The sequence below is a fragment of the Pseudomonas sp. PAMC 25886 genome, from assembly GCF_000242655.1.
Classification (GTDB): domain Bacteria; phylum Pseudomonadota; class Gammaproteobacteria; order Pseudomonadales; family Pseudomonadaceae; genus Aquipseudomonas.
Genome location: NZ_AHHC01000026.1, coordinates 26819 through 50365, shown reverse-complemented (window position 1 = coordinate 50365; position 23547 = coordinate 26819). Strand labels below are relative to the sequence as shown.

The following is a 23547-nucleotide window of genomic DNA, read 5'->3' as shown; positions in this document are numbered from 1 at the left end:
CCCGCCAGTACCGCCCCCGCTGAACACAAAGCCTACCTGACCCTGATCATCGACGACCTCGGGCAAAACCTGCCCCGGGATCGTCGCGTGCTCGCCCTGCCCGGCCCTGTGACCACGGCGATCATGCCCGACACACCCCACGCCGCCGAATTCGCACGCGAAGCCCACAAGGCCGGCAAGATCGTCATCCTGCACATGCCCATGGACCCGGCCACCGGCCCATTCGCGTGGCACCCTGACCTGCCCATCGAAGAGCTGGGCAAACGCCTGGACGCCGCCTTCAAGGCCGTGCCCTACACCGCCGGCATCAACAACCACATGGGCAGCCGCATGACAGCGCAGCCCGAGGCCATGGCCTGGCTGATGGGTGAATTGCAGCGGCGCCACAAGTTCTTCGTCGACAGCCGCACCAGCGCCAAGACCGTGGCGGCAGCCGAAGCGCAGAAAATCGGCCTGGCCAGCGTTTCGCGGGATGTGTTCCTCGATGACGAACGCACCGAAGCGGCCATCACCACCCAGCTGCAAACCGCGATCAAGCTGGCCCACAAACAGGGTTCGGCCGTGATGATCGGCCACCCTTATCCACAGACGCTGGCGGTGCTGGAACGCGAGTTGCCTAAGCTCAAGGCCCAGGGCATCGAGTGGATCGATATCAAGTTGATGATCAGCCTGCGCAGCAATCGCGCGATGGCCGGGCACGGCAAAGACGGCACGTATCGCTGACCCCGTGACGCCTGGCCACCGCTCTATATAGCTACCGCTTTGCGCCTCCCGTTTTATTCAATAGTTGCAGCGCAGCCAAACAGGCCATGCCGACGCAGGCCTGCAACTTTTTATAAAATTGGGAAGATAAACCATGCAGCCCATACGCTTTAAAGACCTGCTGATCAATTTCACCACAGAGTTCGATCTGCTCTGGAGCGCCAAAGACTCAGGCGCCGATAACGCCGCCACGTTTTGGCGCCCCAACACAACGGCCGACTCACTGAACAGCTTTTCTTCACTGGGTGACGTCGTCGCCAGCGACTATCGCACGATCAATAACCGAAAATTCGTTGCCGTGGTCAGCGAGGCAGACCCCGTGAACGGTACCGCCCTTCGGGCGCCGGTGGGCTTTAACCTGATCTGGAAAAATTCCGGCAAGAAGACCCGCTCCGAGTTTTCCGTATGGAAACCGGTGCCTCCCGAAGGGTATGTGGCCATGGGAATGGTCTGCTGCATCGGTTATGACAAACCCACACTGAATGCGGTGCGCTGCGTCAGGGCGGATCTGGCTGTCGATGCCTATATCGGCAATGCGATATGGAACGACAAGGGCAGCGGCGCTCGCATGGACTTCAGCGCGTGGGACGTTCACACCCCCGACGTCGAGCCTGAGGCAGCCTATATCGCCACCGGCACCTTTTACGGGACTGGCGGATGGACCCGGCCGTCTTTCGGTGCCAGGCCCTACGCCCTGCGCATGGAACTGGCCAGCCAGGAAAGCGCTCTGCCTGCGCCACCCGCGCCGTTTGCTTCGGTGGAAACGGAGCCGTCTCCCACTGTCTGCGAGCTGCCATGGTTCGCCGTAAAGGACAGCAACCTCACGCCGTTTGAACAACTGCATCACTCGCCACGCTATCGACTGGAAAGAACCGACCGGTATCTCTCTGTCGGCCTTGGGCAAAACACAACGCCCCAGGGCAAAACGTTCAACTGGACGGCACACAAGGGCGAGGCCGGTGACAACTCCATCGACTTTACAGCGGTGACGGGCATTCAGCTGGCGTATGAATGGTCATCGACGGCCCGCCCGGTGATGTTTTCTGCGCACTTGAGCAAATCCTTCACCCATACCACGCAATCGGCCAAGGGCTGGGGCACTTCGACGCCGCTGGAAGTCGCGGCCTATGTGCCGGCAAACCAGACCATCGCCGCCTACGTCATCCGCAGCGAATATAAGCTGTATCGACAGGACGGCAGCCAGTTGGCGGCCACCGTCAGCTACACCAACGGCGACACTGTGTACTTCAGCGAATCATCTGCATCGATACCTGAGGGCAACGAACAGGCGCCCGTCCTGACCCTGCCCGTTGAGCCAGTGCCTGCGCTGCCTTCAGTCGAACCGGCGTTAGAGATAACGCCCCATGATGTCATCGACAACGCCCTCGTCCCTTAACTGATCCAGTGCCTTCTGAAGCTTGGCCACCACTTCATCCGGCACATTTTTGTTCAGTGCCAGGTACAGCTCGGCGCTATTGAAACGCAGCACGGTCTTGAGCCCTGTCACCCCGACCTGGCGCGCCAGGTAACGGCCCGCCGGGTCACCGGTGGCCCACAGGTCGATCTGGCCCTCCAGCAGTTTTTGCGCGTTGTCCTGGTCGCGTAGCACGATCACCGGTTTGAGGCCTTGCTTTTCAAGGGTCTCGGCAATGGCATCGCCCTTGTAGGCGCCGATTTTGTAGCGACGGGCCTGCTCAAGGTCGGTCAACTGGATCTTGCTGTCAGCCTTGGCCAGCAGCACCCAATCGTCCGGGCCGATGGGGCCGACCCATTTGAACAGCGCCTCACGGTCCGGCAGGCGCGCCATCACGAACACGCCGTAGCCGGGTTTTTCCAGGGCGAGTTTGTAGATCCGCTCCCAAGGGAAGCGCAGGGTCAGGTTGTAGGAGATGCCGGCTCGCTGGAAGGTCTCGCGGACGATGTCCACGGCGATGCCTTCGATGTTCTCTTCCTTGGCGAAGTTCTTGCCGTTTTTCGCCATGTTGTACGGCGGGAAGTTCTCCGTCAGCAACACCAGGGAAGCGCTGTCAGTCGGTTCGTCGGCGTGGGCTGAGCCCGCCAAAATAATGGAGGTACTGGCGAGGGCGAGCAGCAGGTCTTTGAACATGAAAGTTACCGGAATCCATGGCAAGCCCAGAGAGTGCCGCGAGCCTGCCATGGTGTCCAGTGACGTTTAGCGTACGACGATACCGCGCGCCGCCATGTAGGCCTTGGCCTCGGGAACGGTGTATTCGCCGAAGTGGAAAATACTCGCCGCCAGCACCGCGCTGGCGTGGCCTTCGATCACGCCGTCGGCCAGGTGCTGCAGGTTGCCGACGCCACCGGAAGCGATCACTGGGATGCCCAGGGCATCGCTGATGGCGCGGGTCACGCCCAGGTCGAAGCCGTTTTTCATGCCGTCCTGGTCCATGCTGGTCAGCAGGATTTCACCGGCGCCCAGGGCTTCCATCTTCATCGCCCACTGCACCGCATCCAGCCCGGTTGGCTTGCGCCCGCCGTGGGTGAAGATCTCCCAGCGCGGGGTTTCACCCGGGCCGGAAACTTTCTTGGCGTCGATGGCCACCACGATGCATTGCGAGCCGAAGTGCTGCGCGGCTTCGCCGACAAACTCCGGGTTGAACACAGCGGCAGTGTTGATCGAGACCTTGTCTGCACCGGCGTTCAGCAGGTTGCGGATGTCCTGCACGGTGCGCACGCCGCCGCCTACGGTCAGCGGGATAAACACCTGGCTGGCCATGCGCTCGACGGTATGCAGCGTGGTGTCGCGACCGTCGACGCTGGCGGTGATGTCGAGAAAGGTAATCTCGTCAGCACCCTGTTCGTCGTAGCGACGGGCGATCTCAACCGGGTCGCCGGCGTCACGGATGTTCTCGAACTTGACGCCCTTGACCACGCGACCGTTGTCGACGTCCAGGCAAGGGATGATGCGTTTGGCCAGCGCCATGGTCAGTCCTCAGCCTTTGTAGGCGTCGCAGTAAGCCTGGGCTTCAGCAACGTCCAGGGTGCCTTCATAGATCGCGCGGCCGGTGATGGCGCCGATGATCCCTGGCGCCTTCGCGTCCAGCAGCGACTTGATGTCGCCCAGGTTGTGGATACCGCCGGAAGCGATCACCGGGATCTTCGTGGCGGCAGCCAACGCCGCGGTGAACGGTACGTTGCAGCCCTGCATCATGCCGTCTTTGGCGATATCGGTATAAACGATGGCGGAGACGCCATCGGCCTCAAACTGCTTGGCCAGGTCGATCACCTGAACGGTGCTGATCTCGGCCCAGCCATCGGTGGCGACGAAACCGTCTTTGGCGTCCAGGCCCACGATCACCTTGCCGGGGAATGCACGGCAGGCTTCGGCAACGAAGGCCGGGTCTTTGACCGCCTTGGTGCCGATGATCACGTAGCTCACGCCCGCTTTCACGTAGTGCTCGATGGTTTCCAGGGAACGGATGCCGCCGCCGATCTGGATCGGCAGGTTCGGGTAGCGCTTGGCGATCGCAGTGACGACTTCACCGTTGACCGGCTGGCCTTCGAACGCACCGTTCAGGTCTACCAGATGCAGGCGACGGCAACCGCCTTCTACCCACTTGGCAGCCATGCTCACCGGGTCATCGGAGAACACCGTGGAATCTTCCATGCGGCCCTGGCGCAGACGTACGCAGGCGCCGTCCTTGAGATCGATAGCGGGAATAATCAGCATCTGGCAAACCTTATTCGATATTCAGCGTTGCTCGGGAAATCAGGGTTTCTCGAGCGCCCACAAGTCGCTTTCGATGCTTTCGAACCTTTCTTTAAGGTGCGTCTGCACATCGAAAATCGCCCTGTTGTAATAGTGCGGAGCAATTTCAGTGGTGAACAGTTCGAGGATTTCTGCAACCTCGAACGAGCCGAGCTTGAGCTCGAAGCGGTCTTCCATGAAACGCTTGATCTTGTCGGTGGCCTCACTCTCCTGCTGGGGAGTGAGGTTCAAGATCGGCGGCTTGACCTTCTTGGCCATTACCAGCGCCCGTCCCACGCGGCGAAGTTCTGCAGCAATTGCAGGCCATGGGTATGGCTCTTCTCCGGGTGGAACTGCACGGCAAAGCGCGAACCGTCGGCCAGGGCCGCGGCGAAGTCGACGCCATAGTGCCCGCCACCCACCACCTGGCGCGGGTTACCGGCGGCGATGTAGTAGCTGTGCACGAAGTAGAAACGCGCCAGGTCCGGCACTTCGTGCCACAGCGGGTGATCCACGGTCTGGCGCACTTCGTTCCAGCCCATGTGCGGCACCTTCAGGTGCTCGCCGTCTTCGTGCAGGTCCTTGCCGAAGAACTTCACTTGGCCAGGGAACAGACCGATGCAGTCGACGCCTTCGTTCTCTTCACTGCTGTCGAGCAAGGCTTGCATGCCCACGCAGATGCCGAGGAACGGCCGGTCCTGGCTGACTTCACGCACCAGGCTGTCGAAGCCCAGGCGGCGAATCTCGGCCATGCAGTCACGAATCGCACCCACACCCGGGAACACCACCCGGTCGGCTTCGCGAATCACGTCGGCATCGCTGGTGATCAGCACCTTGCCGGCACCTACGTGTTCGAGGGCCTTGGCCACCGAGTGCAGGTTACCCATGCCGTAATCGATAACCGCGACCGTCTGCATTACAGAACGCCCTTGGTCGACGGCATTTGCCCGGCCATGCGGTCATCCAGCTCCACGGCCATGCGCAGGGCGCGACCGAAGGCCTTGAACACGGTCTCGATCTGGTGGTGGGTATTGGTGCCACGCAGGTTGTCGATGTGCAGGCTGACCAGGGCGTGGTTGACGAAGCCCTGGAAGAATTCCTGGAACAGGTCGACGTCAAAGCCGCCGACGGTGGCGCGGGTGTACGGCACATGCATCTGCAGGCCTGGGCGGCCGGAGAAGTCGATGACCACACGCGACAGTGCTTCATCCAGCGGGACGTAGGCGTGGCCGTAGCGACGGATGCCTTTCTTGTCGCCGATGGCTTTGGCAAATGCCTGGCCCAACGTGATACCGACGTCTTCCACCGTGTGGTGGTCGTCGATATGCAGGTCGCCCTTGCTGACGATATCCAGGTCGATCAGCCCGTGACGGGCGATCTGGTCCAGCATGTGCTCAAGAAAAGGTACACCGATATCAAATCGGGCCTTTCCGGTGCCATCCAGGTTAATCGAGGCTTTGATCTGGGTTTCCAGAGTGTCGCGCTCGACGGACGCCTTACGTTCGGCCATCACCAGCTCCGCAAAATCATTGGGCGAAAAAGGCAGCCATTATAGGGGCGCGGGCGCTAAACAGAAACATCGGAGGGGATAAGACTGATGGAGTGTCGAGGATAGACATGTCAGTACAAGTGTGGGAGCAGCTTTGTGTGGGAGCGGGCTTGCTCGCGAAAGCGGTGTGTCAGCCAAACATGGGCTGACTGATCCATCGCCTTCGCGAGCAAGCCCGCTCCCACACAAGCCCGCTCCCACAAGGGTTACGCGGTGTTAGTGGAACAGTACTGCGGTTTTCTGCAGGGTGACCCACACGCCCCACGCCAGGGGAATCCCCACCACCAGCCAGGCAGCTACCGCCAGCGGCACGCTGCCGGAGGAGGCTTTCCATTCCAGCACGGTGCTGGAATCGGCGCCCTTGTCGTGGCCCAGCGCCTGTTCGGCAGCCAGTTCCGCGTCGGTCATGAAGTACTTGTCTGCCACCGGCCGTACCAGCAGGTTGCAGATAAAGCCCAGCACCAGCAGGCCGGCGAGGATGTACAAGGTGATGTCGTAGGCGGCAGCGCGTTCAACGCCGATGCTCAACTGATACTCACGCAGGTAGTTCACCAGCACCGGGCCCAACACGCCCGCCGCCGCCCATGCCGTCAGCAGACGACCGTGGATCGCACCCACCATTTGCGTACCGAACAGGTCCGCCAGGTAAGCCGGTACCGTCGCAAAACCACCGCCGTACATCGACAGGATGATGCAGAACGCGGCCACGAACAGCGCAACGTTGCCCAGGTGACCGAGGTTCGGGATCAATGCGTACAGGGCAAAGCCCAGGGCAAAGAACACGAAATAGGTGTTTTTACGGCCCAGGTAGTCAGAGAACGACGCCCAGAAGAACCGGCCGCCGATGTTGAACAGGCTCAACAGACCGGTAAAGCCGGCGGCGATGGCCGCGATGGAAGCCAGTTGACCGGCATCCAGTTGGCCAAACGTCAGGCCGTTACCCAGCAACTTGCCGCCGAACACTTCCTGCAGCAGCGGCGAAGCCATGCCAAGGATGCCGATACCGGCCGACACGTTCAGGCACAGTACCAGCCACACCAGGCGGAATTGCGGGGTTTTCCAGGCCACGTTCACGTGCACGTGACGGTGGGTGATCATCGCGTTGCTGGCTTTCTTCGCCGGGGCAGTCCAGCCCTCAGGCTTCCAGCCGGTTGGCGGAACGCGGTAGGACAAGGCACCGCCAATCATGAACACGAAGTAGATCACCGCCATGACCACGAAGCTCTGCCACACGCCAACGCTGGTCGGCGAGGCAAAGTGACCCATCAGCGCGGCTGCCAACGGGGCGCCAACCATCGCGCCGCCGCCGAAGCCCATGATCGCCATGCCGGTAGCCATGCCGCGCTTGTCCGGGAACCACTTGATCAGGGTCGACACCGGCGAGATGTAGCCCAGGCCCAGGCCGATACCGCCAATGACCCCGGAGCCGATCCACATCAGCCAGATCTGGTGGGTATAAATCCCCAATGCCGAGATCAGCAGGCCGCCACACCAGCACAAGGCCGACACGACGCCAGCCTTACGTGGCCCGGCATGCTCCAGCCAGCCGCCCCAGATCGCTGCCGAGCAGCCCAGGAAGATGAAGAACAGGGTGTAGATCCAGCCCAGCATGGAGATGGGCCAGTCGCATTGGGACGAGAAGACCTGGCTGATAAAACTCATGTCCGGCGCGCAGGCGACCGGTGCGGTGATGCCCAGCGCCTTGGACAGCGGCAACCAGAACACCGAGAAGCCATAAGCCATGCCGATGCACAAGTGGATGGCCAGGGCGGCCGGTGGTACCAGCCAACGGTTGAACCCGGGCTTGGCGATAATGCGCTCCTTGGACAGGAACGCAGGCTGTGCGGCGGTATGGCCTGCCGCAGTGCTAGTGCTCATTGGTGTTTCCCCCAGTTATTAGTATGTGTCCGTCAGGCACTCTCTCCCTCGGCCTTACACGCAAGGCGTGGCCGTTTTGTTGAGTAAAGCTCCTTTTTGACGCGACGTTTAGCCGCAGAAGGCGGACGAACAGGCGAAGATTAGCATCTGTGGATGACAGAAAAACCAAACTGATATCACCTTTTTCGGGATATCTGATTTGTCTGGCGCCAAAATTCCGTTTTCCGGCCTCTAGATACAATGTAACTGTCCGCGAACTGACGTAAGCCTTCGGGCGTTATACTCTGCGGCTAAATTTTGAAATCGACATACAAGGACTCGCCCATGAAAGCGTTCGGCAAAATCCTGGGTCTGGTACTTCTCGGGCTGTTGCTGATCATTGTGGCTCTAGGCTTTGCCCTGACCCATCTCTTCGATCCCAACGACTATAAAGACGAGATTCGCCAGATTGCCCGCGACAAGGCCCACATCGAGCTGACGCTCAATGGCGACATCGGGTGGAGCCTGTTCCCCTGGCTCGGCCTTGAATTGCACGAGGCCAGCGTTGCGACCCTGACCAACCCGACCCAACCGTTTGCCGATTTGCAGATGCTCGGCCTGTCGGTGCGTGTACTGCCGCTGCTGCGCCGTGAAGTGCAGATGAGCGATGTGCGCGTCGAAGGCCTGAACCTGCGCCTGAACAAAGATGTGCATGGCCATGGCAACTGGGAAGACATCGGCAAGAATGTGCCGGACCCGAGCACAGCCGCCAGCACGCCTGCCGTCGCTGAAGTTGCCACACCACCCAAGCCCGAAAAGCCGCCCCAGCCGATCCGCCTGGACATCGACAGCCTGACCATCAACAACGCCCGCGTCGAATACAACGACGAGCAGACCGGCAAACAGTTCAGCGCCGAAAGCATCCAGTTGAGTGCCGGCGCCGTGCATGAAGGCGCGAGCATTCCGGTGAAACTCACCGCATTCTTCGGCACCAACCAGCCGCTGATGCGCGTCAAGACCGAGGTCAACGGCAACCTGCGCATTCAGCGCGCCCTCAAGCGCTATCAGTTCGAAGACATGAAAGTCACTGGTGAAGCCACCGGCGAGCCGCTGCAAGGCAAGACCGTGACCTTTTCGACTCAAGGCCAATTGCTGCTGGACCAGTCTGCCAACATTGCCGAATGGACCAACATGAAGCTGTCGCTGAACCAGTTGCGCGCCCTGGGCGAGCTGAAGGTCAACGACCTGGACAAGACCCCGCAACTCAGCGGCGCCCTGTCGATTGCCCAGTTTGACCTGGCCAAGTTCCTCGACAGCGTCGGCAACCCGCTGCCACCGATGGCCGCTGGCAGCCTGAGCAAGGTCGAACTGGTCAGCCGCCTCAAGGGCACGCCCACCAGCCTGGCGCTTGAAGACCTCAACCTGAAACTCGACGAGAGCACCTTCACCGGTCGCGTGGCCGTGGATGATTTCGCCAAGCAGTCCCTGCGGGTGCAGCTCAAGGCCGACACGTTCAATGCCGACAACTACCTGCCAGCCAAATCCGACGCTGCCAAAGGTGCAACGGCCGCACGCCAGGCTGAAGTGCAAAGCAGCGAAGCCGGCGCCATGGCGGCCGGTGGCACCACACCGCTGCCGGACGCCCCGACCAAGGGCGCGTGGAGCACCGACAAACTGCTGCCGTTGACCCGCCTGCGCACCCTGGACGTGAATGCCGACCTGTCCTTCGGCCAACTGACCCTGAGCAAGCTGCCGATCCAGAACGCCGCGCTGAAAGCCTCCGGCCTCGATGGCCAGCTCAAGCTCGACACCTTGAGCGGCGGCCTCTACAACGGCACCTTCCAGGCCAACGGCAACCTTGACGTGCGCCAGGACATCCCGCTGCTGGCGCTGCAAACCCGCATCAAGCAAGTACCGATCGAACGCATCCTGCAAGCCCAAGGGCAGAACCCGCCGGTGAAGGGCCAGCTCACCCTCGACAGCAACCTCAATGGCCGTGGCAATAGCCAGAAGGCCCTGATCGACAGCCTCAACGGCACCGCCAGCTTCGCGATCAACAACGGTGTGCTGCTCAACGCCAACCTTGAGCAACAGCTGTGCACCGGCATCGCCCTGCTCAACCGCAAGACCCTCAGCGGCGAACAGCGCGGCAAGGACACGCCGTTCCAGGAGCTCAAGGGCAACCTGACCTTCCGTAACGGCGTGGCCAGCAACCCGGACCTGAAAGTGCGCATCCCGGGCCTGACCGTCAACGGCAACGGTGACATCGACCTGCGTGTGCTGGGCATGGACTACCGCGTCGGCATCATCGTCGAAGGCGACCAGCGCGAGGTGCCGGACCCGGCCTGCGAAGTGGGTTCCAACTTCCAGAACATCGAAGTCCCGCTGCGCTGCCGTGGCCCGCTGGAACTGGGCGCCAAGGCTTGCCGCCTGGACAAGGACGGCCTGAGCCAGGTCGCTATCAAGGCGGCAGGCAACAAACTCAGCGAGAAGCTTGAACAGAAGCTCGACAAGGTAAACCCACAGTTGAAAGATGCTCTGAAAGGCCTGTTCAAACGATGAGAAGCGAGCAATTCTCAACGGCGGTGCTCGACTGGTACGACCGCCACGGTCGCCATGACCTGCCCTGGCAACAGGGCATCACGCCTTACCGGGTGTGGGTCTCGGAGATCATGTTGCAGCAGACCCAGGTCAGCACCGTGCTGAACTACTTCGACCGTTTCATGGCCTCCCTGCCAACGGTCGAAGCCCTGGCCGCCGCACCGGAAGACGAAGTGCTGCACCTGTGGACCGGGCTGGGTTACTACACCCGGGCGCGCAACCTGCAAAAGACCGCGAAGATCGTCGTGGCCGAATACGGCGGCGAGTTTCCCCGTGATGTCGAAAAGCTCACTGAGTTGCCCGGCATCGGCCTGTCCACCGCCGGCGCGATTGCCAGCCTGAGCATGGGCCTGCGGGCGCCGATCCTGGATGGCAACGTCAAGCGCGTGCTGGCGCGCTTTACCGCACAAGAGGGTTACCCGGGCGAACCGAAGGTCGCCAAACAGCTGTGGGCCACCGCAGAGCGCTTTACGCCCCACGACCGGGTCAACGCCTACACCCAGGCGATGATGGACATGGGCGCCACCCTCTGCACCCGCAGCAAGCCCAGTTGCCTGCTGTGCCCGCTGGAAAAGGGCTGCGAAGCGCACATGCTCGGCCTGGAAACCCGCTACCCGATCCCCAAGCCGCGCAAGACCGTGCCCCAGAAGCGCACGCTGATGCCGCTGCTGGCCAATGGCGAAGGCGCGATTCTGCTTTACCGTCGGCCGTCCACGGGCCTGTGGGGCGGTTTGTGGAGTTTGCCGGAGCTGGATGACCTGAGCGACCTGGAACACCTGGCCAACCAGCACTCGCTGGCGTTGGGCGAACACCAGGAACTGCCCGGCCTGATCCACACCTTCAGCCACTTCCAACTGGCTATCGAACCCTGGCTGGTCCAGGTCCAGGAGTCTGCCCACCACGTGGCCGAGGCTGACTGGCTCTGGTATAACCTCGCCACCCCGCCGCGCCTGGGCCTTGCTGCCCCGGTAAAAAAACTGCTGAAGCGCGCGGCTGAAGTATTGAACGCAGGAGTTCCGTCATGACCCGCACCATCATCTGCCGCAAGTACCACGAAGAACTGCCCGCCCTGGAGCGCGCCCCGTTCCCTGGCGCCAAGGGCCAGGACATCTTCGACAACGTCTCCGCCAAAGCCTGGGCCGACTGGCAAAAACACCAGACCCTGCTGATCAACGAAAAACGCCTGAACATGATGAACGCCGAAGACCGCAAATACCTGCAGGGCGAGATGGACAAGTTCTTTTCCGGCGAAGATTACGCCAAGGCCGACGGCTACGTGCCACCTGCTGAATAATTGATCAAATCTGGGGGTTGGCCCGTAAGCGACGGTAATAATTAAATATTTTTTGAAAACTTGCTTGACGACCCCCTGAAAAACCCGTTTAATGCGCCCCGTTGCCCAGATAGCTCAGTCGGTAGAGCAGGGGATTGAAAATCCCCGTGTCGGCGGTTCGATTCCGTCTCTGGGCACCACTATTCAGTTTCAGGTGGTGCAAACGTCATCTGAAACACACAAAAAACCCGCCTGGTGCGGGTTTTTTGTTGTCTGGAATTTGTGGACCCTCAGCGTCAACCCCGCATCAACGTCAACACCGCCATCCGCTCCTGATCGGAGATGTGAAAACCACTCGCCTCCACCCGATCAATCCAGCCCTGAGCCGAAAGCGACTCGCCAAAGCGCACCAGGCGTCCGTAGCGCCTGAACACAGCCTCCAGCACGCTGATCATCGAGGGGTAGCTGCAACCTCCGTCAAAACAAATGCTCAGGCCGCCAAGCCAGGAACGGCCGATCACATGACCACTGCCAGCGCTCTCTGCCCCTGCGGACTCAAAATCCATTTTTACTGCTTCCATGTCACACCCGAAATCATCACTGCGAAAGTATCAAAGCCTAGCACGCGTCCGCGTTTCGGCAGGCTGCAAAGCGCGTTATCAGACCCGCCGGTCATTTAAGCCGCGACCCTACAGCAAGACGAACCAAACTGTCGGCGATCAACATCGCCTTATGACTCCCTTGATCTGTCCTTAATTCCCCAGTGATCGCCACTCGGCCTACTGCGGATCAGGGAAAAAGCCCTGACCCGCGCGCAGGGCGCACTCAACGCCGAGCCTCACGGGCTGCCCTGGCTGCTCCTGGGTAGTGAAGGCGATGCCGCATCCGGCGCACCTGAATGCACCGCCACGATGAATACGGCGACTGATTCACTTCACCAGGAACACCAGTAGCGGGTTGTCGTTCAACCGCCCGTTGAACACTGGCGCCATATGCTCAAGCGGCGTGCCATTGAGCAACGCGGTTTGCTTGCGCTCCACAATCACCCAGGCCGGACGCGGCAACGTGTCCACCCGCAAGGGCTCGTTGCGCCCGATGAACAGCGGCTGCTCGTCGTGATCCAGGTTCATGATGTAGCGAATCGCCCAGGTGTCCTTGGCCAGATCCACAAAGACCAGGGTACCGGGATTATCGGCACGCAGCTTCTCCACCGCGCCAACGAAGTTCCGGGTGTCGAATTGCAGATCCTTTGCCGGCTCCACCACCTTCACCAGCACCAGCCATTGGGTCGCCAACGCAATCAGGCTGAGCACCACCAGCCTCTGGCCGAGATTGCCCCGCAAACGCCGCCAGGCGATCACGGCGGCCAGTTGCAGCACGATCAGCACACCCACCAGCCCCGGCACTGAAACATCCGGCCAATAACCGTGCTTGTGCCAAAGGTGTCGACAGACGAACACCACCACGACGCCCAGCACCGGCAAGGCAGCCACCAGCCACTCATAGCCACGCCGCACGCCAAGCAGCCAGCCATGCGCCTGGAGCAAGCCATAGGCGGCCACCGCGGCAAACATCGGGACCATGGGCACGATGTAATAGGCGCGTTTGAAGTGCGGGATGGACAAGCCCAGCAAAATCATCAGCCCGCAGGCGGCCAGGCGCAGCATCAACTGCACGTCGGCATCCTCGTCACGCACCGACCATTTGTGGCGCAGGGCGATCAACGTCGCCAGCGCCAGCGGCACCACCGGGAAATAGCGGTACAGGCTCAATTTGAAGTAGAAATAGAACGGCTCGCCGGTTTCGTCGAGGCGCCCGGCAAACTGCATCCGCAGCACATCATCGACGAAGCTATCGCCACCGCTGATCCGCGCCAGCTTCAGCAGCACCCACCAACAGCCGGCCAGCAACACCAAGCCGATCACGCCGTGGGCAATCACCTTTTTAAGCAGCGCAATGCGCTCTTCCCGCGTACGAGCCGTGCCGAGCGCCCAGTAGACACAGGCCACTCCACAGACCTCGATCAACCCCAGCGGCCCGCGAATGGCAAACGCCACCACGAACAACGGAAATATCGCGTATTGCCGCAGCCGCGAGCCCATGCGCTCGCCGGTATGCAACAGGTAGATACACCCCAGGCACAGCAGCGAGATCATCTGGTCCAGGCACACCGAGCGCGACTTCTCCAGCAACTGCGCGGTCAATGCGGTGAGCAGCACCGTCAGCAGCGCCCACGCGCGGCCAGACGGCACCAGCAAGCGATAGATCAGCGCCATCACCCCGGCAGACGCCAGGGCGGTAGGCATCACGTTAGCCAGGTCGTTGGGCGCGCCGAACAGGCGGGCAAAGAGGTAGCTCAGGTAGGTCGCGGTGCCCGGGTAGTCCGGGTAAGGCTCGCCGTAGGTGGTAGGAAAGAGGCTCGCACCGTGGCGAAACATCTCTTGCATGAACACCGCCCAGCGACCGTCGAAGCCTTGTGGCTGCTGGTCCCAGATGCCCAGGGTAAACAGCAGCAAGGCGATAAAAAAGATACCCAGCGATTCCATTCGAAAGCGGTTGTGTTGATCCATTATTCAGCCTGTCAGGTGGGGTAAACCGGCTCATGTTGCCGACCACCACCCTGAATGCCCCCTGAACGGAATCAAACATTCATCAGCCTAACGACGAGCGGGCCAGATCAGCAGCGGCATCAGCCGGATGTAGAGTAGCTCCCCCACCAACTCCATCAGGGTTTGCGTGATCACGGCGGCGGCAGCGAGGCCTCGGATGTCTTCGGGCAACGCCAGCGCCAGCGGCAACACCACCAGGGAGTTGCGCGTGGACGCGCTGAAGGTGACCGCCCGCGCGGTGGTCGATGGCAGCTTGAACAGCCGCGACGCCAGCGCGCCCATCAGCGGCGCCAGCAACAGAAAGCCGATGTACACCGGGATCACCGGCGCCAGCAGGCCGATATCGCGGACCACGGCGGTGATTTGCGAGCCGATCACCACCATCAGCACCAGTGCCATGGCCGGCACGGGCAACCAGGCCCAGGCCTCGCTCCAGGCACTGATGACACTCGATCGCCGGGACAGGGAAGTCGTCAGCACCGCCAGAATCATGGGGGCAACGATCAGCAGCAGGAAGGCCTCGACAAACGGCCCCACCGAAACCACCACCTGTGACTGCGCCCCGAGGATCAACCCCAGGTACACCGGCAACAGCAGCAGTTGCAGCAGCAACAGAATCGGGGTTGCCGCCAGCATCAATCGCGAGTCGCCCTTGCCGATATGGGTGAACACCACCACGTAGTCGATGCACGGCGTCAACAGCACCAGCAGCGCCCCCACCAGGATCGCCGGGTGCTCCACCAGGCCACGGGTCAGCACCCACACCAGCAGTGGAATCAGGAGGAAATTGGCCAGCAGCAACGCGGACATGAAGCGCTTGTTGCCCAAGCCCTCGCGCAGGTCCAGAAAGGGTATTTGCAGGAACATCGCGTACATCAGCACAGCGATGGCGGGCGTGACCCACCCGCTCAGTTCCCGTGCCAGCGAGGGCACCAACAGCCCGGCGACCGCCGCCACGATCACTGCACAGAAGTAGATCGGTATCTGATTGTGCTCAAGTGCATCGCGGCTCATTCACGCTCCCATCCTGGCTAAAAGGTCGCAAGCCTAGCATCGGCGGGCACCCCATCGAAGTGGATGGAGTGATATAGGGGCATATGGGCAAATGAATCTCTGTGCCCGTATACGAAGGTGTACCATCAAGGCTGCATTCCACCACAATCAGTCAGCCATGCCCCCGGTAAGCGAAGAGAGTAGCCAGATAGTCGCCTCTCTGGCGCAGCGGATGGACGGTAACCCCGGCCCGTCACGAGCAGCTGATGCAATTATTGCCACCCTGCAGGACATCGACAGCGCCCTCACCCCGATTATCGGCCAGCACGGCGTGGCCGCCCTGTACCGGCGCAGCCTGCTGTTGTGCGCCGCCAGCCATCCGCGTCTGGCCGGCAGCTTTGACAACCTGCCCGCCCGCGACATGACGGCCCTCAAAACCCTACTGCTTGAGCAAAGCGAAGCCGACAGCCTGTTTTTCGGCGAAACGCTGCTCAAGACACTTTATGAGTTGCTGACCACACTGATCGGGCCCTCGCTCACCGCACGCTTGCTGCGCGCCGTGTGGGAAAACTCTTTGAGCGGCAACCCTGCGCAGGATACTTCGCCATGAGCACCAAAGTGACAATCAACCGCCTGGCCACCGGCGTGCCAGGACTGGACGAAGTGCTTGGCGGAGGTTTGCCGGAGTTTTCGTTCAACCTGATCGCCGGCCCTCCGGGTTGCGGCAAGACCACCCTGGCCCATCAGATGATGTTCGCCCTGGCCACGCCTGAACGCCCGGCGCTGTTTTTCACCGTGCTGGGCGAGCCACCGCTGAAGATGCTGCGTTACCAGCAGCAGTTCGATTTTTTCGACAGCGAGGCCATCAACCATTCGATTCGCTATATCAACCTGGCCGACGACACCTTGGCCGGCGACCTTGACGAAGTGCTGCGGCGCATCGTCGTCGCCGTCGAAACCCATGCCCCCGCGCTGGTGTTTGTCGACTCGTTCCGCTCGGTGGTGCTGGCCAGCCAGACCCAGGACAACCCCAACAACAACCTGCCGCAGTTCGTCCAGCAACTGGGCATGTTGATGACCACCTGGCAGGCCACGACCTTCCTGATTGGCGAGTACTTCACCGAAACCGACACCAACCCGATTTTCACCGTGGCCGACGGCCTGATCTGGCTGCGCCAGAGCGTGCAACGCAATTCCATGGTACGCAAAATGGAAATCATGAAGATGCGCGGCCAGCCGACCTTGCCGGGGCTGCACACCTTCCGCATTGCGACATCGGGCATCAAGGTTTTCCCGCCGGCTGCTGCCAATATTCCCGCACCGCTGGCGCCAGACTCACAACGTTTGAAAATGGGCGTTCCGCGCCTGGATGAAATGCTCGGCGGCGGCCTGCCCCGGGGTTACTCGTTGCTGGTGGCCGGCCCTTCCGGTTCCGGCAAAAGCATCCTCGCGTCATCGTTCCTGGCCGAAGGTGCGCGTAACGGCGAAACCGGCGTGATCGCGGCGTTTGAACAACGCCCCAACCACCTGCAGAACGCGGTGCTCGCACAACTGATTGAAAGCGGCCAGGTGGGCCTGGTGGACAGCCGTGCGCCCGACCTGTCCATCGATGAAGTGGTGCATTTGCTGCTCAACGAAATCACCCGCCTGAAGGCCACCCGCGTGGTCATCGATTCGCTGTCGGGCTTCGAGCTGGCCCTGGCGCCGACCTTTCGCGATGATTTCCGTGAATCACTGTCGCGCATGGTCACCGCCCTCACCGGCGCCGGCGTCAGCGTGCTGATGACCTCCGAGCTGGAAGACCGCTACACCGACCTGCGCTTCAGCCCCTACGGCACCGCGTTCCTCACCGACGCGATCATCGTGCAACGCTACATCGAAGTGCAAAGCCGCCTGTTGCGCATCATGGCCGTGGTCAAGGTACGCGCCAGCGCGCATTCCGATGAACTGCGCCAGTACCACATCGATGACGACGGCCTGCAAATCGGCGAACGCCTGCCCGACCAGGAAGGGCTGCTCGGCGGCCGCCCTACCCGACAGCACCCCGGTGCTGTCAATGTGTGAGCCACTCCCATGAGCAAGGCCGATGACAAGAACAAGGACGCCGTGGCCAGTGCCGCACGCGAACTGTTCCTGCTCGGCCAGAAAACCGTCGAGGCCCGCGCCGTGCTCGCGGCCCTGCAACAAGAGCTGACCGACGCCAAAAACCGCTTGGGCGACACCCAGCAGATCGAGCATCTGGTGGAGGCCAATCAACAACTGGTGCTCGCCATTCTGCTCGCCCAATCCGATGCCGCCCCGCCCCGGCACAGCGAGCAACAGCAGTTGTCCCAGGAAATGCGCGAGGCCAACGCCCAACTGGTGATTGCCGCCCTCAGCGCCCAGGAGCTACAAGCCGCTGCCGAGCGCGCGCTGATTCAACAAAAGAACATCCTGGCGCTCGTGGCTCACGAACTGCGCAACCCGCTGACGCCCATCAGCATGATCGCCGGCCGCCTCGCCCGCGTCCCCAGCGCCGAACTGCCGCGCATGCAATCGCTGATCGAAGGCCAGGTGCAGCACATGTCGCGCCTGGTGGAAGACCTGCTGGACGTGTCCCGCGCCAGCACCGGCAAACTGCGGCTGGACTGCGAGGTGCTGGACATTGTGCCGATCATTGAACGGGCCATCGAAGTCTGCACACCGTCGATGATCACCCAGAAGCTGCACTTCACGTCCCAAGTGCCGCAAGAACCATTAATGGTCAACGGCGACGCGATTCGCCTCACGCAAATCCTCGGCAACATCCTGGGCAACGCCATCAAATACACGCCCGCCGGCGGCATTGTGCGACTCTCGGTGACACTGGAGCGCAAAGTGCTGCTACTGAGCGTGATCGACACCGGCATCGGCATCTCGGCCCAGGCGTTGCCGTTTATCTTTGATCCGTTTGTCCAGGACGTGCACGCCGTCGGCTTCAACGGCGCCGGCCTGGGCATTGGCCTGACGGTGGTGCGCGAGCTGGTGGAAGCCCATGGCGGCACGGTGATCGCCATCAGCGACGGTGACGGGCTGGGCAGTGAGTTTGTGGTGACCCTGCCGTTAGTGCGATAGGCCGGCAAACGCCAAAACCCCGGGGAGAAATCCCTGGGGTTTTTTATTACGCGAAATTTGATAGCTTCGACGTCTTATAAAACTGCGAACGGGCCTTGATGCCCCATCGAAAGCGCAAGCACCGAGCCCGCTCATGAACCTGCCAACCCAACCACCCGCCGAAGCATTCCGCGAGCCCGCCGCCGACGGTTATCCCATTGGCGGTTTTACCTGGCGCCACATCAGGACTGACATCGAACGCCCCGTGGTGATCATCAACGCCGCGACCTCGGTGCGCTGCCGGCATTACTCGCGTTTTGCCGACTACCTGTTTGCCAATGGCTTCGACGTCATTACCTACGACTACCGTGGCATCGGCGAGTCCCGCAGCGGCCCGCTGAAGGGGTTCAAGGCCTCGTGGTCGGATTGGGGCGTGCTGGATTTCGAAGCGATCCTGCAGCGGGCTCAGCGGGAGTTTCCGGGGCAGCCGATTGATGTGGTCGGGCACAGTTTTGGTGGCTGCGCGGCGGGACTCGGAGCGTCCGGGGCGGCGATTCGGCGATTGGTCACCGTGGGCGCACAGTTTGCCTACTGGCGTGACTATGAGGTGAGCACACGTTGGCGGATGTTTGCCAAATGGCACGTGGTGATGCCGTTGGTGACCGCTGTGTTTGGCTACTTTCCGGGCAAGCGTATGGGCTGGCTGGAGGATACCCCGACGGGTGTGGTGCGCGACTGGAGTACGCCAACGCCGGGTTATGAAAAACGACCGAGCGGCAGGGCCTTGGGTGAGTTGCCGTTTTCCCGGGTGAAGGCACAGGTATTGGCGATCAGCATTACTGATGATCCGTTTGGCACGGTGGCGGCGATCGAGCGCCTTTTGGGTTATTTCGAAAGCAGCGAACGCACGCATCTGCGAATCGCCCCTGAAGATATCGGCGAAAAGGAGGTCGGACACTTCGCATTCTTTCGCAGCCAGTATCAGGATCGATTGTGGCCGATTGCGTTGGCGTGGTTGCAGCGAGGGGAGTTGGACCAAGCCGCGCCGGGACACCAAGTGACGGGTCGCACTTAGAAACCCTTGGGATTTCCCCCGACCTGCGCTTCAATACGCCATCCCCAGATCCTGACACCAAGGACGTGAGCCCATGGCCTCGCCGAACAAGCAGCAAAAACGCGCCCACCGGGCAAAAGCCAAGGCCAAGCAGAACCGCACTCAACGCGCCGTCGCCACCAAGCCGGACGCCTTTGCCGGCGATGACAGCCGCATTGACCTTGAGTCAGTGGATTTGACCGAGTTGTTCCTGGAGATGCGCACTGCGGGCGAAACCAGCCAACAGGCGCTGTGTGCGGTGTTCCTCGCGCACCCGCTGCTGGCGGTCGTGCTGGAGCAGGAAGGCGAAGAGGAAGCGACTGACTTTATCCTTGCGGCGCTGATCGAGTATCGCCAGTGGGCCACGGATACCGAGGATGAAGCAGCGGCCCTGGCGTGGATTGAATCGCCAGAGTTCCAGGCTGATTACGTCGCAGCGTCACAGGCGCTGGTCAGTTCAGAGAGCTGATCAAAAAAATGGGAGCCCGAAGGCTCCCATTTTTTTTGCCGCGCGCTACATCAATTCAGCACCGCAGCCCCTACCTTCAGGCTCTTGCGCCGACGCGACACAATCAGCCCCGCCGCAATCACCAGCAAGCTCAGGATCCCGGTGGCGATGATCTCCACCTGGTGCGCTTCCTGGAACAGCATGATGGTCAGCACGCCGACGATGAACACGATCACCGCGTACGTCAGGCCCGGGAACAGCCACATCTTGAAGGCAATCTTCTCGCCCGCGTCCGTGCGCTTCTGGCGCATGCGCAGTTGCGACACGGCGATCACCAGGTACACCAGCAACGCGATGGCGCCGGAGCTGGCCAGCAGGAATTCAAACACCGCCGCCGGGGCCACGTAGTTGGCGAATACCGCCAGGAACGCTGCGCCGGTAGACAGCAACACCGCCCAGTAAGGCGTGCCGCTCTTGTTGGTGATTTTGGACACCGCTGGCGCATCACCGCGACGGCCCAGGGAGAACATCATGCGCGAAGCGGTGTACAACGCCGAGTTCAGGCAACTGGTCACCGCCACCAACACCACCAGATCAACGATCAGCTTGGCATTCGGGATGCCCATGCGCTCCAGCACGGTCTGGTAGGAACCGACCGCCGCCAGCGCAGGATCATTCCACGGCACCAAGGCCACCACGATGAAGATCGATACCAGGTAGAACAAGCCGATCCGCCAGATCACCGAGTTGGTGGCCTTGGAGATTTGCTGGCCAGGGTTCTTCGATTCAGCGGCCGCGATGGTCACGATCTCGGTGCCCATGAACGAGAACATGGTGGTCAGAATTGCCGCCAACACCGCGCCCATGCCGTTGGGCAGGAAGCCCTGGGTGTCGAACAGGTGCGACACGCCGCTGACCTGGCTGCCCGGCAGGAAGCCGAAAATCGCCAGGATGCCGAGGATCACAAACCCGATGATCGCCACCACCTTGATCAGCGCAAACCAGAACTCGAACTCGCCGTAGTTCTTCACGCTGAACAGGTTGGTCGCCGTCAGCAGCAAGGTGATGATCAGGGTGAAGGCCCAGATCGCCACATTGGGGAACCAGGCGTGCAGGATGGTCGCGGCGGCGTTGGCCTCCAGCGGGATCACCAACACCCAGAACCACCAGTACAACCAGCCGATGGTGAAACCAGCCCAGTGCCCGATCGCTCGGTCGGCATAAGTAGAGAACGAACCCGTGTCCGGAGACGCTACGGCCATTTCGGCCAGCATGCGCATCACCAACACCACCAGGGTACCGGCGGCGGCGTACGCCAGCAGTACGGCAGGCCCTGCCGCCGCAATCGCGTGGCCGGAGCCGACAAACAACCCGGCACCAATAACGCCGGCAATCGACAGCATGGTGACGTGACGCGGTTTGAGCCCCTGTTCGAGGTCATTGGAGCTTTGCGTACTACTCATTGACACACCTTTGCGAGGAATTGCGAATACGGTCCACCCGGTCTGGCGTCTCTCTCGTGAAAAGAAACCAACGGGGCGTTCTTTATTTTTTACGCAAGATTTGCGCCAAAATGTTACAGAGCCATGATTGACGCGGGCTGTAGGGAAACTCAACGGCTCTCGTAAGTCACTGACACTAATGGCATTCCGCTATAGCGTTACTGTGCGACCCACTTGAAAGACGAACACGCGCACCAAAAACACACACAAATTGTGCGTGACGCCCTATTAAAGGGCTGATATGGACCGTTCACCCGTTTAACCCTTCCAACACCCGGCCAAAGCTGGCACCATCGCGCCCTTTTTTACGCAAAACCTGCAGGAATCCTGGTTCAAACGGCTGTTCGGTTGTTGATGGCGCGACACACTGCTGTGCCGATGCGACACCCTGCCGCACACCGTCTGTTTACCGTCCGCAGGGCTGTTGGCTGTCATCCAAACGCTATGCTAGCTTGGCGCCTCGCCAGGAAGGCGGCCCAACAGCAGGAGCGCAATGAACACAATGAGGACCCCACATGGCTGAGGCCACGCCCGCGCTTGAAATCCGCAACTTGCATAAACGCTATGGTGAGCTGGAGGTGCTTAAAGGCATCTCGCTGACCGCCCGCGACGGCGATGTGATCTCGATCCTGGGTTCCTCCGGTTCCGGCAAGTCCACGTTCCTGCGCTGCATCAACCTGCTGGAAAACCCGCATCAGGGGCAAATCCTGGTGGCCGGTGAAGAGCTCAAGCTCAAGGCCGCGAAAAACGGTGAACTGGTGGCCGCCGACGGCAAACAGATCAACCGCCTGCGCAGCGAGATCGGTTTTGTGTTTCAAAACTTTAACCTGTGGCCGCACATGAGCATCCTCGACAACATCATCGAGGCTCCGCGCCGGGTGCTGGGCCAAAGCAAAGCCGAAGCCATCGAAGTCGCCGAAGCCTTGCTGGCCAAGGTCGGCATCAGTGACAAGCGCCACGCCTACCCCGCGCAATTGTCCGGCGGCCAGCAGCAACGCGCGGCCATCGCCCGCACCCTCGCCATGCAGCCCAAGGTCATCCTGTTCGACGAGCCGACATCGGCCCTTGACCCGGAAATGGTTCAGGAAGTACTTAATGTGATCCGCGCACTGGCCGAAGAAGGCCGCACCATGCTGCTGGTCACCCATGAAATGGGCTTCGCCCGTCAGGTGTCCAGTGAAGTGGTTTTCCTGCACCAGGGCGTGGTCGAAGAGCAAGGATCGCCACAGCAGGTATTTGAAAACCCGCTTTCGGCGCGCTGCAAACAATTCATGTCCAGCAACCGCTAACGGAGCAACATGCATGCAGAACTATAAAAAATTCCTCCTGGCTGCCGCCGTTTCGATGGCATTCAGCGCCTCGGCGATGGCCGAGACTTTGACCATGGGGATCGAAGCGGCCTACCCGCCCTTCAACAATAAAGACGCCAGCGGCAACGTAGTGGGCTTTGACAAAGACATCGGCGACGCCCTGTGCGCCAAGATGAAAGTCGAGTGCAAGGTGTACGTCTCCGATTGGGACGGCATCATTCCGGCCCTGAACGCCAAGAAGTTCGACTTCCTGGTCTCCTCGCTGTCCATCACCGATGAACGCAAGCAGGCCGTCGACTTCACCGACCCGTACTACTCCAACAAGCTGCAGTTCATCGCGCCGAAAGCCACCAAGGACTTCAAGACCGACGCCGGTTACCTGAAGGGCAAGATCATCGGCGCACAACGCGCGACGCTGGCCGGTACCTACCTGGAAGACAAGCTGCCGGACACCACCGCCAAGCTCTATGACACCCAGGAAAACGCCTACCTCGACCTGACTTCCGGCCGACTGGACGGGATGCTGGCCGACAAGTACGTGCAGTACGAGTGGCTGAAAAGCAAAGACGGTTCCGCCTACGAATTCAAAGGCGACCCGGTGGTTGAGAGCGACAAGATCGGTATCGCCGTGCGTAAAGGCGATGCACTGCGCGAGCGCTTGAACACCGCACTGGCCGAAATCAAGGCCGACGGCACCTACAAGAAGATCAACGACAAGTACTTCCCTTTCAGCATCGAGTGATCCTGAATGGCCTGCCCGGCGCGCTCG

At 61.2% G+C, this 23547-nt stretch carries 23 protein-coding genes and 1 tRNA gene; 13 read left to right on the top strand and 11 right to left on the bottom strand.

Going from position 1 to position 23547, the window contains the following annotated elements:
* Both MUM_RS0108720 and MUM_RS0108715 read left to right on the top strand, forming a co-directional pair.
* Positions 1 to 723: divergent polysaccharide deacetylase family protein (locus tag MUM_RS0108720; RefSeq protein ID WP_010169078.1), on the top strand; the 723-nt coding region annotated here is incomplete at its 5' end.
* 133 nt (positions 724 to 856) lie between these two features.
* Positions 857 to 2158, top strand: a complete 1302-nt coding sequence (locus MUM_RS0108715) for a Vps62-related protein (protein WP_010169077.1) — start codon at positions 857 to 859, stop codon at positions 2156 to 2158.
* On the opposite strand, the gene MUM_RS0108710 is transcribed toward MUM_RS0108715, so the two are convergent.
* The 7 genes from MUM_RS0108710 to MUM_RS0108680 form a co-directional block, all read right to left on the bottom strand.
* Positions 2111 to 2869, bottom strand: a complete 759-nt coding sequence (locus MUM_RS0108710; RefSeq protein WP_010169076.1) for a substrate-binding periplasmic protein — start codon at positions 2867 to 2869, stop codon at positions 2111 to 2113. The two genes, MUM_RS0108715 and MUM_RS0108710, sit on opposite strands and share 48 nt — an antisense overlap.
* Before the next feature lie 66 nt (positions 2870 to 2935).
* Positions 2936 to 3706: an imidazole glycerol phosphate synthase subunit HisF gene (gene hisF / locus MUM_RS0108705; protein WP_003218030.1), complete on the bottom strand. Its 771-nt coding sequence runs from the start codon at positions 3704 to 3706 to the stop codon at positions 2936 to 2938.
* A 9-nt stretch (positions 3707 to 3715) separates the two neighbouring features.
* Complete coding sequence (hisA, locus tag MUM_RS0108700; protein ID WP_010169075.1) at positions 3716 to 4453, bottom strand: 1-(5-phosphoribosyl)-5-[(5-phosphoribosylamino)methylideneamino]imidazole-4-carboxamide isomerase; 738 nt, start codon at positions 4451 to 4453, stop codon at positions 3716 to 3718.
* Between the two features lie 39 nt (positions 4454 to 4492).
* A complete protein-coding gene (locus MUM_RS0108695) occupies positions 4493 to 4750 on the bottom strand; it encodes a DUF2164 domain-containing protein (RefSeq protein WP_003218033.1) in 258 nt (85 codons plus the stop codon).
* Entirely contained in the window at positions 4750 to 5388 is a 639-nt protein-coding gene (gene hisH, locus MUM_RS0108690) for an imidazole glycerol phosphate synthase subunit HisH (protein ID WP_010169074.1), read from the bottom strand. The genes MUM_RS0108695 and hisH overlap by 1 nt, the downstream gene beginning before the upstream one ends.
* Positions 5388 to 5981: an imidazoleglycerol-phosphate dehydratase HisB gene (gene hisB / locus MUM_RS0108685; RefSeq protein WP_003218037.1), complete on the bottom strand. Its 594-nt coding sequence runs from the start codon at positions 5979 to 5981 to the stop codon at positions 5388 to 5390. The genes hisH and hisB overlap by 1 nt, the downstream gene beginning before the upstream one ends.
* Before the next feature lie 255 nt (positions 5982 to 6236).
* Positions 6237 to 7898 carry an OFA family MFS transporter gene (locus tag MUM_RS0108680; RefSeq protein WP_010169062.1) on the bottom strand — a complete coding sequence of 554 codons (1662 nt, stop codon included), beginning with the start codon at positions 7896 to 7898 and terminating at the stop codon, positions 6237 to 6239.
* Between the two features lie 324 nt (positions 7899 to 8222).
* On the opposite strand from MUM_RS0108680, the gene MUM_RS0108675 reads away from it, so the two are divergent.
* The 4 genes from MUM_RS0108675 (at position 8223) to MUM_RS0108660 (ending at position 11951) form a co-directional block, all read left to right on the top strand.
* Positions 8223 to 10439: an AsmA family protein gene (locus tag MUM_RS0108675; protein WP_010169060.1), complete on the top strand. Its 2217-nt coding sequence runs from the start codon at positions 8223 to 8225 to the stop codon at positions 10437 to 10439.
* Entirely contained in the window at positions 10436 to 11503 is a 1068-nt protein-coding gene (gene mutY, locus MUM_RS0108670; protein ID WP_010169059.1) for an A/G-specific adenine glycosylase, read from the top strand. The genes MUM_RS0108675 and mutY overlap by 4 nt, the downstream gene beginning before the upstream one ends.
* Positions 11500 to 11772 (top strand): oxidative damage protection protein, encoded by a 273-nt coding sequence (locus tag MUM_RS0108665; protein WP_010169058.1) that lies wholly within the window; start codon positions 11500 to 11502, stop codon positions 11770 to 11772. Before mutY ends, MUM_RS0108665 begins: the two co-directional genes overlap by 4 nt.
* A 103-nt stretch (positions 11773 to 11875) precedes the next feature.
* Positions 11876 to 11951: transfer RNA gene (locus tag MUM_RS0108660), tRNA-Phe, on the top strand.
* Between the two features lie 96 nt (positions 11952 to 12047).
* On the opposite strand, the gene MUM_RS0108655 is transcribed toward MUM_RS0108660, so the two are convergent.
* From MUM_RS0108655 to MUM_RS0108645, 3 genes are all read right to left on the bottom strand, one after another.
* Complete coding sequence (locus MUM_RS0108655) at positions 12048 to 12332, bottom strand: hypothetical protein (protein WP_238535523.1); 285 nt, start codon at positions 12330 to 12332, stop codon at positions 12048 to 12050.
* A gap of 348 nt (positions 12333 to 12680) precedes the next feature.
* Positions 12681 to 14321 (bottom strand): ArnT family glycosyltransferase, encoded by a 1641-nt coding sequence (locus MUM_RS0108650; protein WP_029615815.1) that lies wholly within the window; start codon positions 14319 to 14321, stop codon positions 12681 to 12683.
* A gap of 87 nt (positions 14322 to 14408) precedes the next feature.
* On the bottom strand, positions 14409 to 15374 hold the full coding sequence (locus MUM_RS0108645; RefSeq protein ID WP_010169055.1) for an arsenic resistance protein: 966 nt from the start codon (positions 15372 to 15374) through the stop codon (positions 14409 to 14411).
* A 211-nt stretch (positions 15375 to 15585) separates the two neighbouring features.
* Here MUM_RS0108645 and MUM_RS0108640 point away from each other — a divergent pair, with 211 nt between their 5' ends.
* From MUM_RS0108640 to MUM_RS0108620, 5 genes are all read left to right on the top strand, one after another.
* On the top strand, positions 15586 to 15963 hold the full coding sequence (locus MUM_RS0108640) for a hypothetical protein (protein WP_010169054.1): 378 nt from the start codon (positions 15586 to 15588) through the stop codon (positions 15961 to 15963).
* Positions 15960 to 17417 carry an ATPase domain-containing protein gene (locus MUM_RS0108635; RefSeq protein ID WP_010169053.1) on the top strand — a complete coding sequence of 486 codons (1458 nt, stop codon included), beginning with the start codon at positions 15960 to 15962 and terminating at the stop codon, positions 17415 to 17417. The genes MUM_RS0108640 and MUM_RS0108635 overlap by 4 nt, the downstream gene beginning before the upstream one ends.
* Before the next feature lie 9 nt (positions 17418 to 17426).
* Complete coding sequence (locus tag MUM_RS0108630) at positions 17427 to 18446, top strand: sensor histidine kinase (RefSeq protein WP_010169051.1); 1020 nt, start codon at positions 17427 to 17429, stop codon at positions 18444 to 18446.
* Between the two features lie 133 nt (positions 18447 to 18579).
* Positions 18580 to 19500, top strand: coding sequence for an alpha/beta hydrolase family protein (locus MUM_RS0108625; RefSeq protein ID WP_010169049.1), 921 nt, complete (start codon positions 18580 to 18582; stop codon positions 19498 to 19500).
* A gap of 73 nt (positions 19501 to 19573) precedes the next feature.
* Complete coding sequence (locus tag MUM_RS0108620) at positions 19574 to 19987, top strand: hypothetical protein (protein ID WP_010169047.1); 414 nt, start codon at positions 19574 to 19576, stop codon at positions 19985 to 19987.
* A gap of 50 nt (positions 19988 to 20037) precedes the next feature.
* On the opposite strand, the gene gabP is transcribed toward MUM_RS0108620, so the two are convergent.
* A complete protein-coding gene (gabP, locus tag MUM_RS0108615; protein WP_010169044.1) occupies positions 20038 to 21429 on the bottom strand; it encodes a GABA permease in 1392 nt (463 codons plus the stop codon).
* Positions 21430 to 21983: 554 nt separating this feature from the next.
* Here gabP and MUM_RS0108610 point away from each other — a divergent pair.
* Entirely contained in the window at positions 21984 to 22757 is a 774-nt protein-coding gene (locus MUM_RS0108610; protein WP_029615813.1) for an ABC transporter ATP-binding protein, read from the top strand.
* Positions 22758 to 22770: 13 nt separating this feature from the next.
* Positions 22771 to 23520 (top strand): ABC transporter substrate-binding protein, encoded by a 750-nt coding sequence (locus MUM_RS0108605; RefSeq protein ID WP_010169040.1) that lies wholly within the window; start codon positions 22771 to 22773, stop codon positions 23518 to 23520.
* Positions 23521 to 23547 lie beyond the last annotated feature (27 nt).

Coding starts and splice junctions, on each gene's coding strand:
- MUM_RS0108710 (WP_010169076.1), bottom strand. CDS start 2,869: ATGTTCAAAGACCTGCTGCTCGCCCTCGCCAGTACCTCCATTATTTTG.
- hisH (WP_010169074.1), bottom strand. CDS start 5,388: ATGCAGACGGTCGCGGTTATCGATTACGGCATGGGTAACCTGCACTCG.
- MUM_RS0108605 (WP_010169040.1), top strand. CDS start 22,771: ATGCAGAACTATAAAAAATTCCTCCTGGCTGCCGCCGTTTCGATGGCA.
- MUM_RS0108715 (WP_010169077.1), top strand. CDS start 857: ATGCAGCCCATACGCTTTAAAGACCTGCTGATCAATTTCACCACAGAG.
- MUM_RS0108665 (WP_010169058.1), top strand. CDS start 11,500: ATGACCCGCACCATCATCTGCCGCAAGTACCACGAAGAACTGCCCGCC.
- mutY (WP_010169059.1), top strand. CDS start 10,436: ATGAGAAGCGAGCAATTCTCAACGGCGGTGCTCGACTGGTACGACCGC.
- hisF (WP_003218030.1), bottom strand. CDS start 3,706: ATGGCGCTGGCCAAACGCATCATCCCTTGCCTGGACGTCGACAACGGT.
- MUM_RS0108655 (WP_238535523.1), bottom strand. CDS start 12,332: ATGGAAGCAGTAAAAATGGATTTTGAGTCCGCAGGGGCAGAGAGCGCT.
- MUM_RS0108695 (WP_003218033.1), bottom strand. CDS start 4,750: ATGGCCAAGAAGGTCAAGCCGCCGATCTTGAACCTCACTCCCCAGCAG.
- hisB (WP_003218037.1), bottom strand. CDS start 5,981: ATGGCCGAACGTAAGGCGTCCGTCGAGCGCGACACTCTGGAAACCCAG.
- MUM_RS0108645 (WP_010169055.1), bottom strand. CDS start 15,374: ATGAGCCGCGATGCACTTGAGCACAATCAGATACCGATCTACTTCTGT.
- MUM_RS0108675 (WP_010169060.1), top strand. CDS start 8,223: ATGAAAGCGTTCGGCAAAATCCTGGGTCTGGTACTTCTCGGGCTGTTG.
- MUM_RS0108620 (WP_010169047.1), top strand. CDS start 19,574: ATGGCCTCGCCGAACAAGCAGCAAAAACGCGCCCACCGGGCAAAAGCC.
- MUM_RS0108640 (WP_010169054.1), top strand. CDS start 15,586: ATGGACGGTAACCCCGGCCCGTCACGAGCAGCTGATGCAATTATTGCC.
- MUM_RS0108630 (WP_010169051.1), top strand. CDS start 17,427: ATGAGCAAGGCCGATGACAAGAACAAGGACGCCGTGGCCAGTGCCGCA.
- gabP (WP_010169044.1), bottom strand. CDS start 21,429: ATGAGTAGTACGCAAAGCTCCAATGACCTCGAACAGGGGCTCAAACCG.
- MUM_RS0108680 (WP_010169062.1), bottom strand. CDS start 7,898: ATGAGCACTAGCACTGCGGCAGGCCATACCGCCGCACAGCCTGCGTTC.
- MUM_RS0108635 (WP_010169053.1), top strand. CDS start 15,960: ATGAGCACCAAAGTGACAATCAACCGCCTGGCCACCGGCGTGCCAGGA.
- MUM_RS0108625 (WP_010169049.1), top strand. CDS start 18,580: ATGAACCTGCCAACCCAACCACCCGCCGAAGCATTCCGCGAGCCCGCC.
- hisA (WP_010169075.1), bottom strand. CDS start 4,453: ATGCTGATTATTCCCGCTATCGATCTCAAGGACGGCGCCTGCGTACGT.
- MUM_RS0108650 (WP_029615815.1), bottom strand. CDS start 14,321: ATGGATCAACACAACCGCTTTCGAATGGAATCGCTGGGTATCTTTTTT.
- MUM_RS0108610 (WP_029615813.1), top strand. CDS start 21,984: ATGGCTGAGGCCACGCCCGCGCTTGAAATCCGCAACTTGCATAAACGC.